This window comes from Acinetobacter sp. CY81, from assembly GCF_059515925.1.
Genome location: NZ_JCAKNC010000007.1, coordinates 107,340 through 123,710, shown reverse-complemented (window position 1 = coordinate 123,710; position 16,371 = coordinate 107,340). Strand labels below are relative to the sequence as shown.

The following is a 16,371-nucleotide window of genomic DNA, read 5'->3' as shown; positions in this document are numbered from 1 at the left end:
CTACTGTTCTGTTGTTGAGCTAAGTATCGTGTACAAATAAGTCATTCATATTAAGGAAATATTTCAGATTTATTAAATATTTAATGGGGGAATATTGCGAATTGGATTGTTGTGAGTTTAGATAAATTAACTTTAAATACAAAAAAAGGAGCCTAAGCTCCTTTAATAAAATGAATTTAAATTAAGATAAAATTATAAAGCTGACTTAATTTTTTCAGCAAGTGCTTTAATTTTATCTTGGTCGCCCATTTGCATCGCATGTTTACCGAGTTCATGAATTGAACTTGGAATCAGATGGAAATGTACATGCGGTACAGTTTGACCTGCAGAAGCACCTGAAAGTTGCATGAGTACAATACCTTTTGCATCAAGGGCTTTTTCCATCGCTTTGGCAACGTTTTGCACAATCTGGATAGTATAAGCAGCTTCTGCCGGATCAAGATCAAGCAAGGTGACAGCAGGGGATTTTGGGATGACCAATGTATGACCTTCAGCCTGAGGCATAATATCCATGAATGCTAAAACACGATCATCTTCATACACTTTGATTGCAGGAAGCTCTCCGCGAATAATTCGTGCAAAAATATTTTGATCATCGTAAGTCATAATTGGTCCTTGCTAGCATAAATTGAACTCTATTATTTACAATTCAATTCTTTTTGACGAGCTTTAATTGCATCTAATTTCTGCTGTTCTCTTTCAGAGAATTTAGGTTTTGTAGTATTGCAATTTTCATTACCATATTTCGCTTTAGCATCAGGGTCTTTGAAACAAAAACCTTTTGCGGCATAGATAATATTGTATTCATCTTTGATTTTCTCACATTCTTTAGTTGTGTCAGCGAATGCGGTTACCCCAGCTGACATTGTAAATGCAGCAATCAAAGCTAAAAATAATTTATTCATGAGAACCCTCAAATGGACATATATCATTGTCACTTACATACATTATATGACCAGACTGTTAGATTTCAATGGAGAAAAATTATTCTAAAGTAATTTTACTCCATGATTCATACATTTTTACTGCAGCAGAAAAATCGCTGTGTACGTCTAATGAATCGTTAGCAGCTTGAATTAAGCTTTGAGTTAAACCAATCACGGGCGCGGAAAGCTTGGCATCACGGACTAGATCGACAGCGATACCCGTATCTTTCGCTAATAAGGGTAAAGCAAAAGTGAGTGGGAAGCTTCTGTTAAATACGCGTTGTGGAAGCACGTTTTCGGTAACACCACTTTTACCACTTGATGCATTGATACATTCAAGTGCTTCATTGAGGTTGACGCCGTGTGCTTTTAATGTGGTAAAGCCTTCAGCCGACGCACATAAATGAACAGCAAGTAGCATGTTATTCACTGCTTTTACTGCAAAACCAGACCCTGAATCACCGACATGCTTGATGAGTGTGCCTAAAGTTTGCATTGCAAGTAACGCACTTTGAAATGCTTCTTTATCTCCACCCACCATAAATGTAAGAGTTGCATTTTCAGCACCGATGGTTTGACCACTGACAGGAGCATCTAAAAAAGCGACATTTCTGAGTTTGAGTTTTTCTGCTTGTAAGCGAGCAGCTTCTGGTACACCACTGGTACAGTCAACCCAGATAGCACCTGATTTGATATGGACTTGATCTAAAATCGCATCAACATCAGCACTTGTGGGTAAACATGAAAAGATAATATCTGCTTGTACCGCTTGTTCTAGCATTACTGCCTGAGTGCCATATTCAGTCGCATGTTGCTTGGCTTTATCAAAATTTCTATTCCAAACCAAAACATTCTCAAATTGTTTAGGTAAATGTGCAGCCATTCGGTAGCCCATTGCGCCTAGTCCAATAAATGCAACTGTAGTCATTCGATTTACTCTTCTTGATTGGTTTTAAATGTTTAGGTGGATGTTGATCGCTCCGCTAACCATTGAGACATTTTCGGCCAAAACTCATCAGCACTTTTTTGACTCGACATGAGTCCCAAATGTCCACCTGGGATAAGAGTAAACGTGACATCTAAACTATTTGTCAATTGAGTCAATGGTCTAACAGCATCAGCAGTTACCATTTGATCGCTCTGACCCGCACCAATCAATAGAGAGCAGTCTATATTTTTTAATTCGATTTTCTTATCTTCTAATTGAATATAGCCCTCATTGAGTGGATTTTTTAACCAAACATTAAAGAGCATGTCTTGATTGATGCCCGCAGGATAGTCAATCATATGGTTAAGGAAATAGCCTAAGGTTGCATGTTCATGGAGTAACTTTTGATCATCCAAGTTAAGTAAAAGTTGCTTATGTCCTTCATACCAACCTTTAGGATCTAAAATTTTAAAGCCAAAAGCATTTAAAAAACCTGGGGTGTGCAATAAGCGTTTTGGAATACCGCCACTGTAAATCTTATGTTGTAAGGCTCTATTTTTTTCCAAAACATGATTTACTTTTTTATAGAGTTTTCCAATACCACCTGATGCAAAACTATCAATGGGGCTACCTAAGACAATCAAATTTTTGACATGATTATTTTGACGTAATGCAGTGTACAAAAGTACAAAGATACCCGCCATACTCCAGCCATGCAGTGAGATTTGATCTGATTTAGAGTGAGTCATAATTTGTTCAATACAGTTTGGAATAGCATGGTCAATAAAGCTTAGAAAGTTTAGATTACGGTCACGGTAACTAAAATTTCCCCAATCAATTAAGTAAACATCGAAACCTTGCTCAATATAGAATTTGATTAAAGAGCGGTAAGGATATAAATCGTAAATATCCATTTTAATGGCCAAGGGTGCAACAAAAACCAGCGGCTCTAAATATTTTTTTTCTGGTGCAGCATAGTATCTAATTTTACTGTGCTGATATGTGCCAATCACATCATAGGCTGTCGCTTGAGACAAAACCAAAGACTTCCCATAAAAAATGCGAGTTCCCAAATTTTTTAATTTGTATTGTTTATCTGCGATTGTTTTTTTGAACTGTTGCATGAACTGTGAATATCTCATAATCATATGATTTGTACGAAGTGTAGGCGATATTTGTTTATTTTACCTTGACCTTAAATACCGTAGGCGCTCAAAATGTTGGCAATTATTAACAAAGGCAGTCATGTGACTGATTCATCGTAATGAGCCAACAAAACGATACCGAATATAAACTTGATACTTTAGCCATTCGTACTGGACATAACCGTACATTCGAAGGTGAGCATAGTGAGCCAATTTTCTTAACCTCATCCTTTGTTTGTGAAAATGCGGCTGACGCAGCTGCTAAATTCTCGGGTGAAATTGAAGGCAATACCTATTCACGCTATACCAACCCAACGGTTCAAGCCTTTGAAAAGCGTTTGGCTGTTTTGGATGGAGCTGAAGCTGCTGTAGCAACAAGTTCGGGTATGGCTGGTGTACATGCAATCACTTTGGCTTATCTAAAGTCAGGCGATCATGTGATTTGTTCTCGTGCGGTGTTTGGTTCAATTCTTTCATTATTTGAAAAATACGTGGTCAAATTTGGCGTCGATGTCACATTTGTCGATTTAGAAGATCATGATGCTTGGAAACAAGCGATTCGTCCAACTACACGCTTGCTCTTTATTGAAACTCCATCAAATCCATTGGCTCAAGTGGGTGACATGCAGGCAATTGCTGATATTGCACATGCACATGGTGCATTATTTGCGGTAGATAATACATTCTGTACACCAGTACTTCAGCGCCCAATTCAGTTTGGTGCTGATCTTGTGATTTATTCTTCAACGAAATATATCGATGGTCAAGGTCGTGCTTTGGGTGGTGCTGTTGTTGGCAGTGCTAAACTGATGGAAGAAATTACGGGTGTAATTCGTACACTGGGTAATTCACTCAGTCCATTTAATGCATGGATTTTCTTAAAAGGCTTAGAGACTCTAAGCTTACGCATGAAAGCGCATTGTGCAAGTGCTCAGATTTTAGCAGAGTGGTTAGATGCTCATCCAAAGGTAGAAAAAGTCTATTACGCGGGTTTACCACATCATCCAGGTCATGAACTGGCGAAAAAACAACAGTCGGGTTTTGGTGGTGTAGTTTCATTTGTGGTGAAAGGTGAACGTCAAGGCGCGTGGACCGTGATTGATAACACTCGCTTTTTATCGATCACCAGTAATCTTGGTGATGTAAAATCAACCATTACACATCCTGCAACGACATCTCATGGCAGAATGTCAGCTGAAGCGAAGCAAGCAGCTGGAATTAGTGAAGGTTTAATCCGTGTCTCTGTTGGTTTAGAAGATATTGATGATATTATTGGCGATATTCAACGTGGCTTAGAGCTGATCTAATAATCAGTGGGTTTGAAATACGTTATACACAGTTTTTAAATTGAAATTTATGTTCGGAGAAAGATATGAACATTAATATGTTGATGCAACAAGCACAGCGCATGCAAAAAGACATGGAAGCGAATGTAAAGAAAGCGAAAGAAGAACTCGCTCAAACTGAAGTTCATGCAGAAGCAGGCGGTGGTCTGGTTAAAGTAACCATGACTTGCCGTAACGTGGTTAAACGTATCGAGATCAGCCCTGAATTACTTCAAGATGATGCAGATATGATTGAAGACTTGATTGCAGCAGCAATGAATGATGCAGCACGTCAAGCAGAAGCAGTTTCAGAAGAAAGAATGAAATCTGCAAATACGGGTATGGGATTACCACCTGGTTTAGCAGGCATGTTCTAAGGAATTAATCAATGTTTAGCGATCGTTTTGATCAGCTTGTTCAAGCATTGAGAATTCTACCAAGCGTTGGGCCGAAATCGGCTCAACGTATGGCATTACATCTCATTATGAAAAATAAGCAAGGTGCAGTGGGCTTAGCTCATGCATTAAATGAAGCAACATCTTATATTCATGAATGCAGTTTGTGTCATTCATTGACTGAAGATGAAGTTTGTAATATTTGCTTATCTAGCGAACGAGATGAAACCTTACTTTGTGTTGTTGAATCACCGGCCGATGTAATGGCGATTGAACAAAGTGGAAGTTTTAGAGGGAAATATCATGTCCTTGGCGGGCATTTATCACCTCTAGATGGCATTGGTCCTGAAGAAGTGGGTATTCCATTTTTGGTTCAGCGACTATCCGATGGTCAAGTAAAAGAAGTTGTATTGGCAACCAATGCGACGGTAGAAGGACAAGCGACTGCCCATTATTTGGTTGAGGCAACGCGTCACTTACCTTTGAAAATGACTCGAATTGCACAAGGGGTGCCTCAAGGAGGCGAACTTGAGTACGTAGACAGTCATACATTGAGTCAAGCTTTACATAATCGTATGCAAATGAAATAAGCACCTGAGGTGCTTTTTTTATCAATTCATTACAAAAAAAATTAAATACGGTCACTTTTCATTTCATTATTCTATGGCAATATCGCTAGCAAGACTTAGAATGTTTCAGCAAGCAGTAGGTTGTTGAAAATTATTGGATTAATCTGTGTTAGCTATAATTCACTATTTTTTGATTTAGTTAATTGATTAAAAAACATATATTTGATTCGATATTCAACTTTTGAGTTATATTTAAAATAGATTTATTAGGTTAGACTATTTATCAACACTCGCGTAATTTTTGACAGTTCTTCTATGTTTAAATTCATTCATCAACAAAACGAACTTGAAAATGTACTGGATCTGATGAACCAGACATCAGTCTATGGTTTAGATACTGAATTTATTAAAGTAAATACGCTGTGGCCAAAATTGGGTGTGCTTCAAATTAATGTCAATGGACAAGTTTTTTTACTTGACGGGACGACCTTAGATCTCAACTCATTTTGGACTAAAATTTTTAAAGCCAATCAAAATATTTTTCATGCATGTGGTGAAGATATTGATCTGATTTACCATTATTCACAACAAAATCATCTTGAAAATGTATTTGATACTCAAGTAGCAATGTCATTCTTAGGGCATGGTTTACAGGTCAGTTATCAAAATGCGTTGAAACAAATTTTAGATATTGATATTGATAAAGGTCAGACACGTTCTGACTGGTTGGCTCGTCCATTAACCGATGAGCAAAAAAGTTATGCTGCCAATGATGTTTTGTACATTATGCAATTGGCAGATCAGTTAAAAGCGGATCTCGTACAAAAACGTTTGTATGAAAATGTCTTAGAGGACTGTACCAATTTAACTTTAGACATTGCCAGTGAAACACCGAAATCTAAACTTTATTTGGATGTAGGGAATTATCGTCATTCTCGCCGTCAATTGATGCAGTTACAGTTATTGAGTGTGTGGCGCGAAGAGATGGTGAAGGCACTGAATCAACCGCGTAGTTTTATGCTTAAAAACTCAACCATGATTGATTTGGTTGAAAAAAATCCGAAAAATACATTCCAATTGTCCCAAATTAAAGATATTCGTCCGAATGTGGTTCGTGAATATGGCAAAATTATTTTAGACATTATCAAGGAATTACCTGATCAAGATGAATGGCCTTTGCGTATCGCACGTCCAATTCGTCATTCCTCTCAGGGGATTACGCAAAGTGTGGATGAGTTAGTTGAAAATGTTGCCACTGAGGTCAACATTCCTAAAGAGGTGTTGATGCGTAAAAAGTGGTTAGGATCATTGTATCAGCACGTAGTGTTTCATGGTGATGAGCAAGACCTACCACAATATTTACTCGGGTGGCGCTACGATATGCTTACAAAACCATTGATTCATTTGCTCAATGATGATGTGGATTATTTGTCTAAGCAAATGAAAGTAAATGATTAAATGCTAATAAATTAAGTAGGCATGGCTTAAGCCTATGCCTACTTAATTGAGTGGATTTAAGGCTTAATCTCGAAAAAGTAAAATAATTTCGTTATGTAAAAGCTCTGAGTCGATTTAAAGCATTTACATGACTAATTTTAAGAATCAGCTGACAAAAAATAAAAATTAAATAAAGTGTAGGAATAAGTCGAATAGAAAAGTCCTAAGTGAATTGCTCATTGATTTATTCATGTATAAAAAATAAACAAGCAAAGGTGTGGCTAGATCAAGACGACTGTTGCGTTAACAAACGCTAATGTATCTCAGATTGTTTTGTTGTATGCTTTGCAATGAGTTTTATTGGTGTTGTATACAATGTGGTGTGAAATCTATAAATCAAGCAAGAAAGATGAAATGTATCTTTACGTTGCTCGTGTAAATTCTTCTGATGATCAGGAAAATCCAGCAAATCCTTTGGATATCTTGTCTGATGCGCTTAAATCTGCATTTGGTCGTGCAACTTTTGTGATGTCGATTGAATTACATGAAGAGAAGAAATTGGCACGTGCGAATGTTATGCATGTTATGGATTCTATTCAAACCAAAGGATTTTATATCCAATTACCACCAGAAGGGTTAATCAACCCAAATGCAGTTGAACCAGAGGGGTTACGCGGTGCGTGAAGATCAATCAGGAATATGGGCTCAATTTTTATCAATGCTGGATTCAATTCCTGAAGACAGTATTGCCATCGCAGTTTATGTTCTTGGTACATTGATCATTCTGTGGTGTTGGTATTCTATTGCTAAGCGTTTACCTTCACCACTTGGCGGAATTAGTTGGGTATTGGTTTTTGCAATACTTGCAACGCCGACCGTGTCTGAAGGACCTAATTCTGCTATTGCACCTGCAATTTTTGGTTTGATCTTTGGTGTGCTCACTAAAGACTCACCATTGATCTGGTCTAACTTTTCGCTGATTGCATTTGTGGTTGGGATTGGTTTGGTGGCTGGATTTTTTTGGTCAAAATACATCACAAATAAAAAATCAGTGCAAAAAAGCACGCAAACGAAAATTTCGACTCCACTTTAAATAACAATAAGGTTAGAACATGTCTGCAGATGCTCAACAATTTTCTGGTACAGATCAGTACATTGCGACTGATAGTCTTAAACTTGCTGTTAAAGCAGCACGTGCACTCCAAAAACCATTACTTGTCAAAGGTGAGCCTGGTACAGGTAAAACATTATTGGCAGAGCAAGTTGCACAGAGTTTAGGACTTAAGCTGATCACGTGGCACATTAAATCGACGACTAAAGCACAGCAAGGTCTATACGAATATGATGCTGTTTCACGTTTACGTGATAGCCAGTTAGGTGATGAGCGTGTTTATGACATTAAAAACTATATTAAACCGGGGAAATTGTGGGAAGCATTTACCGGTGAAGAGCGTTGCGTTTTATTAATTGATGAAATTGATAAGGCGGATATCGAATTCCCAAATGATTTACTTCATGAATTGGATAAAATGTCATTTTTCGTTTACGAGACAGGTGAAACGATTACTGCAACACAACGTCCAATCGTGATTATCACTTCGAATAACGAAAAAGAACTTCCTGACGCATTTTTGCGTCGTTGCTTCTTCCATTATATTGAATTCCCTGATGAAGCGACTATGCGCGACATCATTGCAGTACATTTTCCACGTATTTCAACTTCTTTAGTGAATGAAGCACTGCAAGTCTTCTTTAAATTACGTCAAGTACCGGGTTTAAAGAAACCACCTTCGACTTCAGAGTTGATAGATTGGCTGAGTCTACTTATGGCTGATGATATGCCCGAAGATGTACTGCGTAATCACGACAAATCGAAATCAATACCACCGCTGTATGGCGCATTGATCAAAAATGAACAAGATGTACAGTTGCTTGAACGCCTTGCATTTATGGCACGACGTTAAAAGGTGACGACCCATGTTCGTAAGATTATTTTATACCTTGCGAAAATACGGAATACCCGTAACGACGCGTGAACTTATTGATTTAAATGAAGCAGTAAGCCAAGGTCTAGTCTTTGCAGATCAAGATGAATTTTATCAACTCGTTAAAACCATCATGGTTAAAGATGAGCGATTCTTTGATAAGTTTGATCGCGCAATAAAAGATTATTTTGAAGGTATTCAGACTTTTGATTTGGATGATCTGCTAGGTAAGTTGAACCAGATTCCTAAAGAGTGGTTGGATCTGGAATTACTCGAGAAACATTTAACGCCTGAACAGCGTGAAGCACTTGAAAAAGCGGGTTCGCTTGAAGAGCTCATGAAAATGCTGGAAGAGCGTTTACGCGAACAGCATAAAAAGCATCAAGGTGGTAATCGTATGATTGGCACTGGAGGAACGTCTCCTTTTGGTGCTTTTGGTGATCATCCTGAAGGAGTGCGTATTGGTGGACCGGGTCGTAAAAAATCTGCAGTTAAAGTATGGGAACAGCGTAAGTACCAAAATTTAGATGATGAACAGATTTTAGGCACACGCCAAATGCAAATGGCATTACGTCGTTTACGTAAATTTGCACGTCAAGGCGCTGATGAAGAGTTAGATATTAATCAAACAATTCGTGAAACAGCCAAACAGGGTATTTTAGATGTTCAAATGGTACCTGAACGCCGTAACCGCATTAAAGTATTGATGTTATTTGATGTTGGTGGCTCTATGGATGCGCATATTGCCCAATGTGAAAAGCTATTTAGTGCTGCTAAGACTGAATTCAAAACACTTGAATATTTTTATTTCCATAACTGTCTGTATGATTATGTTTGGAAAGATAATCATCGCCGTTCCTCTACAAAAATGAATACTCAAGATTTGTTCAACACCTATGGTAAAGATTACCGTGTGATTGTTGTAGGCGATGCGAGTATGGCACCGTATGAACTACGTTCAGCTGGTGGCTCAGTTGAGTATATGAACGAAGAAGCGGGAGAGGTTTGGCTACGACGTTTAAGACAGCATTATGAAAAGACGGCTTGGCTGAATCCAGAAGTGGAAAAATATTGGCATTACACGCAAACCATTAGTTGGATTAAGCAAATATTTGAAGATCATATGTATCCGATGAGCCTTAAAGGGATCGAAGATATGACCAAATATTTATCTCGATAGTGATCTTAAGCCATCGTCAATTCAATTTGAGTGAATGAATACTTAGTAAGTAGTACTAAGTTAGTTTTAAAATTAAGCGTTAAATAAGTGACGTAATTCTGTGTAGGGGATTGGAATGCAACATCAAATCAATGGCATCGCTTTACCAAATGAAGAAGGCTTCTTTGGTGAATATGGTGGTCAGTTTATCCCACCACATTTAAAAGCAGCGATGGATGAAATCAATGTCACATACGAGGAAATTCGCCATACAGCAGAGTTTCAAAATGAATTGGCTGATCTGTTTGCGAATTATGTTGGTCGTCCAAGTCCGCTGTATCATGCAAAACGTTTGTCTGAACAGTTGGGTGGGGCGCAAATTTACTTAAAGCGTGAAGATCTTAATCATACGGGTGCACATAAAATTAACCATTGTTTAGGCGAAGCGTTGCTTGCTAAATATATGGGTAAGAAGAAAGTAATTGCTGAAACTGGTGCAGGTCAGCATGGTGTAGCATTAGCAACCGCTTGTGCATTGGTTGGTATTCCATGTGAAATTCACATGGGTCAAGTGGATATTGAGAAAGAGCATCCGAATGTGGTTAAGATGAAAATCTTAGGTGCAAATTTGATTGCTGTGACACGTGGTACAGCAACTTTAAAAGATGCTGTTGATAGTGCATTCGATGAATATTTGAAAGATCCAGATAGTTTTATTTATGCCATTGGTTCTGTGGTTGGTCCGCATCCATTCCCTAAAATGGTTCGTGACTTCCAAGCGATTATTGGTGATGAAATTAAAGTACAAACCAATGAGCGTTTCGGTACAAACCCAGACTACATTGTTGCTTGTGTAGGTGGTGGGTCGAATGCGATGGGTGCTTTCACAGCATTTTTAAATGAGCCGAATGTAAAATTGGTGGGTGTTGAACCTGCTGGTCTTGGCTTAGATACAGATATGCATTCTGCAACATTAACATTGGGCAAACCAAGTCAATTACATGGTATGGCGTGTTATGTACTTGAAGACGAAAATGGTGAGCCGTTACCAGTACATTCCATCGCTTCAGGTCTGGATTACCCAGGTGTAGGTCCACAGCACAGTTTCTTGAAAGATTTAGGTCGTGCTGAATATTCAACTGCTTCAGATCAAGAGTGCTTAGATGCATTTATGACATTATCGCGCGTTGAAGGTATTGTTCCTGCTTTGGAAAGTTCACATGCAGTCGCATGGGCGATTCGTGAAGCACCAAAGATGTCTAAAGATATCAATATTGTTGTGAACTTGTCTGGACGTGGTGATAAAGATTCTGACTATGTTGCTGAAAAATTAGGATTACACTAATTTGATAAAAGCCCAGTATTTACTGGGCTTCATTATATTTAAAAATAAATAATGAAAAAATTTAAACCGAAAATTTTAGATCAAGAGGTAGTGCTTTAAAAACGGCAATTGAGAATTTTAAATATAATTATCAAACACTAAGTAAATTTATTCCAATATTAGCAGGCAGTATATATCCATTGAGAATGATACTGCGATTGCTTTGCATAGTAGAAAGAAACGTAACTACGGGTGTAAGAAATAGATTAGCCACCGTCGATAATCGTAAATAATTAATCTTACGTTAGTTTTGAATGTAGGGCTGCTGAGGGTGATCCTGATGATGCTCTAGTCGCTTGTGACTGTGATGATATCCATTTGCAGCAACTGTTCAAGGGGCAGCCAATGATTTAAATCAGTTTGAGGCATCAGTAAGAAAAATTTTACCTGGTGATAATAGAAGTTCTGGATCAAAATTAGGTACTTTTTATTTGCAAGAAAGAGTTTTAGATCATGAAGAATTCTGTATCGATTTAGATTGAAATGCGCCTTGGTCGGGTAGTTAATTCATCATAACTACCCGATATTTTTAAAAGAGATAAAATCAAGTGGAAATAATAAATCAAAAAGATATAAATTTTTTTGCACATTCAATTAAAGAAAATCTTCGCCAAATGCCTTTACTTCATTTGACAGAAACAATTCCATTAGATCAGAGTCTAGGTCGTAAACTTGCAGAAGATGTATATTCACAAAAAGATTATCCAGAGCTTGAGCAAGCTTCGGTAGATGGTTTGATATTGAATATTCAAGGAAATATTGTATCTATAGAGCAATTTAATGCTTTAGATCGCAAGACGATTGGTCGTTTAGGCTTAGGCGAAAATCCGTATATTCCAAAAAATAATCATGATTTTATTAGCCCAATTACGAGTTACCGAAAAATCGGCTCCATTGCAAATACTGTGATTAGCGAAGAACAGCATGATCAATGGAAACATGCAGTGCTTTGTGAAACAGGTAAAACTGAAAAGGTTCAAGATATTCAAAAAGGTTTGGGTCTCATTCCGATAGGATCACTGTATAAGAAAGGTCAGATTGTGCTGAATAAAAACAGCATTATTTCTCATTCTAAAAAGGCGTTGCTCAAACAGGCTGGAATATCAGAATTGAGCGTATATAAAATGCCTAAGCTGGCAGTGCTTAAGGTGAGTTATGATCTTGAGTATTTCAATAATGATCTCGAGTTTGATTATATAAAAAATTGTATGAGCAGTTGGGGCTTTAATTTTGATGTGTTGAATATTAAGCCATGTGCATTAATGAAACCTCTGAAATTTCGATCAATATCACTGATTTTTCAAAGAAAATTGATGAAATTCTTAAAGAATACGACTACGTAGTGGCATGTGGACTACCATCTCAATTTTATTTTAGACAAATTGGTCTAAATCGACTCTCTGGTCAAGGTCTTGTACCAATAAAGTATGGTATACCTTCCGATCATAAAGATTATATCGTTGGGAGCGGATATACCTTATTTAAAAGTAGAATAAAAAAGAGTCCAACTGTTCGAGAATATAATGATGATGGATGGTATATAGGTAATAGGGAAATCGTGTACGAAGATTACCCAATGATCAGTTTTTTTACCAGGGCATATCCTTGATGTCATCATCAATATGCATGTTTATACTAAACCCCATCTTTATCATCGTGTCTATGCGGAAGCTGTATTACCAGAATGGAAGTTAGGGATATTGACTGAAGATTTTACAATGAAAGCGAGTCGTGCAGTCGCTTATTTATGGGCGCAAAGTTTTGTGGTGAGCTATGAAGATCCACGTTGGCCAAAAGTTCATAGCATTCCTCAGCTAAAAATTTTAAATATTAAAGATCGCCACCATCCTGAACAATTAAATATTTTTAACGAAAGTAACTGTATTATCCCTGTGATGAAAAATATGGAAGATGTTGAAGAAATAAATTTTAAAGCAGGGGACTATTTTTATTTTATTGAGATTTGATATAGCTTCTTAATAATTAGACCTCTTTCATAACGGTGTTTTAATTAAACGTTAAAATTCATAAGCATTTATAGTGCTTGTCTTCTGCTTTAAGTTTTATGGCGCTTATTTGATTAAAAAGGAAGTTTAAACTTAAAAGCTGGTGATTATGTTTATTATTTAGAGATTTAAGTCTTAGGTTATAAAAAATATCAATAAAGTAGAACTAGAAATATGAATATTATTAATAGTGGAGAGATTACGTATTTCTCTGAAAATTCTCATAATATCAATCGTGCTTATCCTAAGTTCAATGAGGCAGAAATTATTAGTTTAAATGATAGTGTGGGCCGAAAACTTGCTGAGGATGTATACTCAAAGTTAGATTATCCTGAAACAGAACAAGCCGCATGTGATGGATATATGATGAATATTCATGCTGATATTACATCGCTTGATCAATTTCGGCAGATTGATCTAGAGGGGATGGAAACTGTTGGGCGCCTTATTTCTGGGGAAGACCCTTATGTATTGAAATCAGAAAAAGAATATGCATACCCTATCAGTGCATTTAGAAAAGTAGGTTCGATAGCAAATACAGTTATTCCTACTGATGAGTATTTACAATGGTCTTTAGCCCCAACTTTAAGAAAAATCAAACCTCAAGGTGCCCACAATATTAAACAAGGTAGTGGTTTAATTCAAATTGGTGCACATTACAAGAAAGGTCAGTTGCTTTTAAAAAAATATGACATTATTAGCAAATCAAAAAAAGCTTTGCTGAAACAGGCCGGTATAACTCAAGTTGTCGTTTATAAAAATATTAAAATAGTCATTTTATATTTAGGATATGAACTCGAATATTTAAATTTTAATTTAGAATTCGATTATATAAAAGATTGTTTGGATAGTTGGGGGTATGAATATGAAGTTATTAAGCTTAAACCATACCATAGTGCAAAAGCAGAGAATTCCTCAAGTATTTCAACTGATTTTATTGAATTTCAAAAGGAAAAAGATCGTATTATTAAAGAGTATGATTATATTGTTGCTTGTGGTTTAACAATGCAAAGTGATTTTGCAAATTGTGGCTTTAATAAAATTTTAGGCTCTTTTCGAAAGTTTAACGAGTCTTTAGGGAGTCTATTATCTCGAGATGGCTACGTCAGTCCTCCATCATATTATCATTTAGCCAGTAGGCATGGACCATCAAAGGTCGAATCAGTTAAGGTATTTGATGATAATGGGAGACAAATAGGAATCAAATCATTACAGCATGACAAAGAAACGATTATTAGCTATGTACTGGGTTATATTCTCGAAGTGATCATAAATATGAATCTCTATGTTAAATCGAGTATTAGTCGACGTTTATATGGACAGCCTAGTTTACCTGAATGGAAAATAGGTCAATTGACTAAGGATTTTGATTTATTACAAGATACTAAAGTACTTTGGGGGCAGTATCATTTTTTTAATGATGATCAATTAACATCAAAGGCAAGTGGTTTTGATCAAAATTTACCGACTAAAGCCAAGCTTTATAATATGCCTCAAATTAGTATTTTAAATATAAAAGATCCTAATCCAGATCAAATTAGTTTTATGCAGGATTGTAATTGTTTCATTCCGATTTGGCGAACTTCGAAAAAAGAAAGTTTAAATTTAAAAGCTGGTGATTATATTTATTACTTAGAAATATAGTTTGCAGGAATGTATCAGTAAAGCCCTAGTTGGGGCTTTACTGTGTATTAAAATCAACCAGAAATATATTGTTGTAACTGATCAATTAACTTTCGTTGATCTTCCATGGTCGCTTTAACCAAATCACCAATAGAAACAATGCCCACTAAGCTGTCGTTTTCAATGACAGGTAAATGGCGTATATGCTTGTCAGTCATTAAAGCCAAGCACTCATCTACTGTATGAGTTCGCGTCACAGAAAGTACTTGAGAAGTCATAATTTCAGCTACAGTGGTGTGATCTGAAGTTCGTTGCATCAATGCAATTTTACGTGTGTAGTCACGTTCAGACAAAATACCCACAACCTTGTCAGCGTTTGTCACGATGACTGCTCCAATCCCTTTATTTCCCATAAGAGTAATCGCTTCGAGTACCGTCGCTGTAGGTGAAATGGTTGAAGTTTCTATGCTGACTTTTTCTTGAAGAACTTGGGCTACTGTTGTCATGATTCCCTCACTTGTCTTTATGTTCTACTTATCTTTTTAATAAACTGAATATCGCTGAAATGCAATAAATAATATTTGACGTTATTCATAGGCAAAACTAGATCAGCTGTCGGCAGATACTCGGTGACTCAATGTCATCATTGAATATACAAGCAAATTAACATGAATTAAATCGCATTTATTTGAACGGAGTGGTCAAAAAAGAAAAATCGCATATGTTCAGTGGTGAGTTTAAAACGCTTGGATTTTTGACTAAATAAGGTTGGAGACACCTTAAAGCGCGTTAATGTTGGCAATAGCGAATCTTCGAAGTCAGTAGGTGTGATTTTCTTGGGCACATAATGAGGCCAGTGCTTTTTTGCATATTGATAAGCATGTAAAGAGCTGAGCCAAAAAGGAAAAATATATTCTTTCTGATCTTGTTTAATCGCCCAACCTTGGACTTGTGGATTGTAAAGTCCCCATAATACGCCACAGTACATCATGGTCTTGAGTATCGAAATTTTCAAAATATAATCTTTAGCTACAGGGTTAAGCTTTATATATTTTTTCATGTTCTTAAATTAGATCGATTAAAGTGGTCATGATTATCTTAATGCCTATTTCTTAAAGTTTAGTTGCAATAGCATATTTAATCGTAAGTAATTATTATTCGAAAAAAGCAATTAAGCTGATAAGGGGATATTTGGAACAATTAATAACAATAAAAGAGGGTATAAAAAAACGCCACCTAGGTGACGTTTCATTATGCTTGCATGGTGGCCATTTGTTGCCAATATTGTGCTTTCAGTGAATCACGTTCTACACGGAAACCTTGGATGTATAGTTCTGCAAGGAACATAGCTGCTTTACCATGACCTGCACGTGCAGCATGCTCTAATTCATCAATAGCATTTGAAAAGTTCATTTCAAATTGGATTGTATTTACAGCATTCGCATATAGATGCTCTAGATCTTGCTGAGAGAATTGTTTAATCATATTA

19 protein-coding genes and 1 pseudogene are annotated in these 16,371 nt (G+C 36.7%); 13 read left to right on the top strand and 7 right to left on the bottom strand.

Annotated elements, in window-relative coordinates:
• Positions 1-192: 192 nt before the first annotated feature.
• The 4 genes from AC5YDM_RS10015 to AC5YDM_RS10000 form a co-directional block, all read right to left on the bottom strand.
• Positions 193-606 (bottom strand): HIT family protein, encoded by a 414-nt coding sequence (locus AC5YDM_RS10015; RefSeq protein WP_496151961.1) that lies wholly within the window; start codon positions 604-606, stop codon positions 193-195.
• Between the two features lie 32 nt (positions 607-638).
• A complete protein-coding gene (locus tag AC5YDM_RS10010; RefSeq protein WP_496151976.1) occupies positions 639-866 on the bottom strand; it encodes a YARHG domain-containing protein in 228 nt (75 codons plus the stop codon).
• A 118-nt stretch (positions 867-984) separates the two neighbouring features.
• Entirely contained in the window at positions 985-1,854 is an 870-nt protein-coding gene (locus AC5YDM_RS10005) for an NAD(P)-dependent oxidoreductase (protein WP_496151960.1), read from the bottom strand.
• A 32-nt stretch (positions 1,855-1,886) separates the two neighbouring features.
• Positions 1,887-2,978 (bottom strand): alpha/beta fold hydrolase, encoded by a 1,092-nt coding sequence (locus AC5YDM_RS10000; protein ID WP_496151959.1) that lies wholly within the window; start codon positions 2,976-2,978, stop codon positions 1,887-1,889.
• Positions 2,979-3,118: 140 nt separating this feature from the next.
• On the opposite strand from AC5YDM_RS10000, the gene AC5YDM_RS09995 reads away from it, so the two are divergent.
• The 13 genes and pseudogenes from AC5YDM_RS09995 (at position 3,119) to AC5YDM_RS09935 (ending at position 14,903) form a co-directional block, all read left to right on the top strand.
• Positions 3,119-4,306, top strand: coding sequence for an O-succinylhomoserine sulfhydrylase (locus AC5YDM_RS09995; RefSeq protein WP_496151958.1), 1,188 nt, complete (start codon positions 3,119-3,121; stop codon positions 4,304-4,306).
• A 65-nt stretch (positions 4,307-4,371) separates the two neighbouring features.
• The gene (locus tag AC5YDM_RS09990; protein WP_496151957.1) at positions 4,372-4,701 is read left to right on the top strand and encodes a YbaB/EbfC family nucleoid-associated protein; all 330 of its coding nucleotides are present in this window, start codon (positions 4,372-4,374) and stop codon (positions 4,699-4,701) included.
• Positions 4,702-4,712: 11 nt separating this feature from the next.
• Positions 4,713-5,309 carry a recombination mediator RecR gene (gene recR, locus AC5YDM_RS09985; protein ID WP_496151956.1) on the top strand — a complete coding sequence of 199 codons (597 nt, stop codon included), beginning with the start codon at positions 4,713-4,715 and terminating at the stop codon, positions 5,307-5,309.
• A gap of 294 nt (positions 5,310-5,603) precedes the next feature.
• Positions 5,604-6,746, top strand: coding sequence for a ribonuclease D (locus AC5YDM_RS09980; RefSeq protein WP_496151955.1), 1,143 nt, complete (start codon positions 5,604-5,606; stop codon positions 6,744-6,746).
• A gap of 354 nt (positions 6,747-7,100) precedes the next feature.
• Positions 7,101-7,409 carry a YcgL domain-containing protein gene (locus AC5YDM_RS09975; RefSeq protein WP_496151975.1) on the top strand — a complete coding sequence of 103 codons (309 nt, stop codon included), beginning with the start codon at positions 7,101-7,103 and terminating at the stop codon, positions 7,407-7,409.
• Between the two features lie 34 nt (positions 7,410-7,443).
• Positions 7,444-7,818, top strand: coding sequence for a hypothetical protein (locus AC5YDM_RS09970; RefSeq protein WP_496151974.1), 375 nt, complete (start codon positions 7,444-7,446; stop codon positions 7,816-7,818).
• 19 nt (positions 7,819-7,837) lie between these two features.
• Positions 7,838-8,689, top strand: coding sequence for an AAA family ATPase (locus tag AC5YDM_RS09965; protein WP_496151954.1), 852 nt, complete (start codon positions 7,838-7,840; stop codon positions 8,687-8,689).
• A 13-nt stretch (positions 8,690-8,702) separates the two neighbouring features.
• The gene (locus AC5YDM_RS09960) at positions 8,703-9,890 is read left to right on the top strand and encodes a vWA domain-containing protein (protein WP_496151953.1); all 1,188 of its coding nucleotides are present in this window, start codon (positions 8,703-8,705) and stop codon (positions 9,888-9,890) included.
• Between the two features lie 115 nt (positions 9,891-10,005).
• The gene (trpB, locus tag AC5YDM_RS09955; RefSeq protein ID WP_496151952.1) at positions 10,006-11,214 is read left to right on the top strand and encodes a tryptophan synthase subunit beta; all 1,209 of its coding nucleotides are present in this window, start codon (positions 10,006-10,008) and stop codon (positions 11,212-11,214) included.
• A 362-nt stretch (positions 11,215-11,576) separates the two neighbouring features.
• A pseudogene (locus tag AC5YDM_RS09950) lies at positions 11,577-11,735 on the top strand (NucA/NucB deoxyribonuclease domain-containing protein); the annotation flags it as partial.
• A 66-nt stretch (positions 11,736-11,801) separates the two neighbouring features.
• Positions 11,802-12,596 (top strand): molybdopterin-binding domain-containing protein, encoded by a 795-nt coding sequence (locus AC5YDM_RS09945; RefSeq protein ID WP_496151951.1) that lies wholly within the window; start codon positions 11,802-11,804, stop codon positions 12,594-12,596.
• A 279-nt stretch (positions 12,597-12,875) separates the two neighbouring features.
• The gene (locus AC5YDM_RS09940) at positions 12,876-13,220 is read left to right on the top strand and encodes a hypothetical protein (protein ID WP_496151950.1); all 345 of its coding nucleotides are present in this window, start codon (positions 12,876-12,878) and stop codon (positions 13,218-13,220) included.
• Between the two features lie 213 nt (positions 13,221-13,433).
• Positions 13,434-14,903 (top strand): molybdopterin-binding domain-containing protein, encoded by a 1,470-nt coding sequence (locus AC5YDM_RS09935; RefSeq protein ID WP_496151949.1) that lies wholly within the window; start codon positions 13,434-13,436, stop codon positions 14,901-14,903.
• Positions 14,904-14,956: 53 nt separating this feature from the next.
• On the opposite strand, the gene AC5YDM_RS09930 is transcribed toward AC5YDM_RS09935, so the two are convergent.
• The 3 genes from AC5YDM_RS09930 to AC5YDM_RS09920 form a co-directional block, all read right to left on the bottom strand.
• Positions 14,957-15,388 (bottom strand): CBS domain-containing protein, encoded by a 432-nt coding sequence (locus AC5YDM_RS09930; RefSeq protein WP_496151948.1) that lies wholly within the window; start codon positions 15,386-15,388, stop codon positions 14,957-14,959.
• 167 nt (positions 15,389-15,555) lie between these two features.
• Positions 15,556-15,942, bottom strand: a complete 387-nt coding sequence (locus AC5YDM_RS09925; RefSeq protein ID WP_496151947.1) for a DUF2750 domain-containing protein — start codon at positions 15,940-15,942, stop codon at positions 15,556-15,558.
• Between the two features lie 191 nt (positions 15,943-16,133).
• On the bottom strand, positions 16,134-16,367 hold the full coding sequence (locus AC5YDM_RS09920) for a hypothetical protein (RefSeq protein ID WP_496151946.1): 234 nt from the start codon (positions 16,365-16,367) through the stop codon (positions 16,134-16,136).
• Between the last annotated feature and the right edge of the window lie 4 nt (positions 16,368-16,371).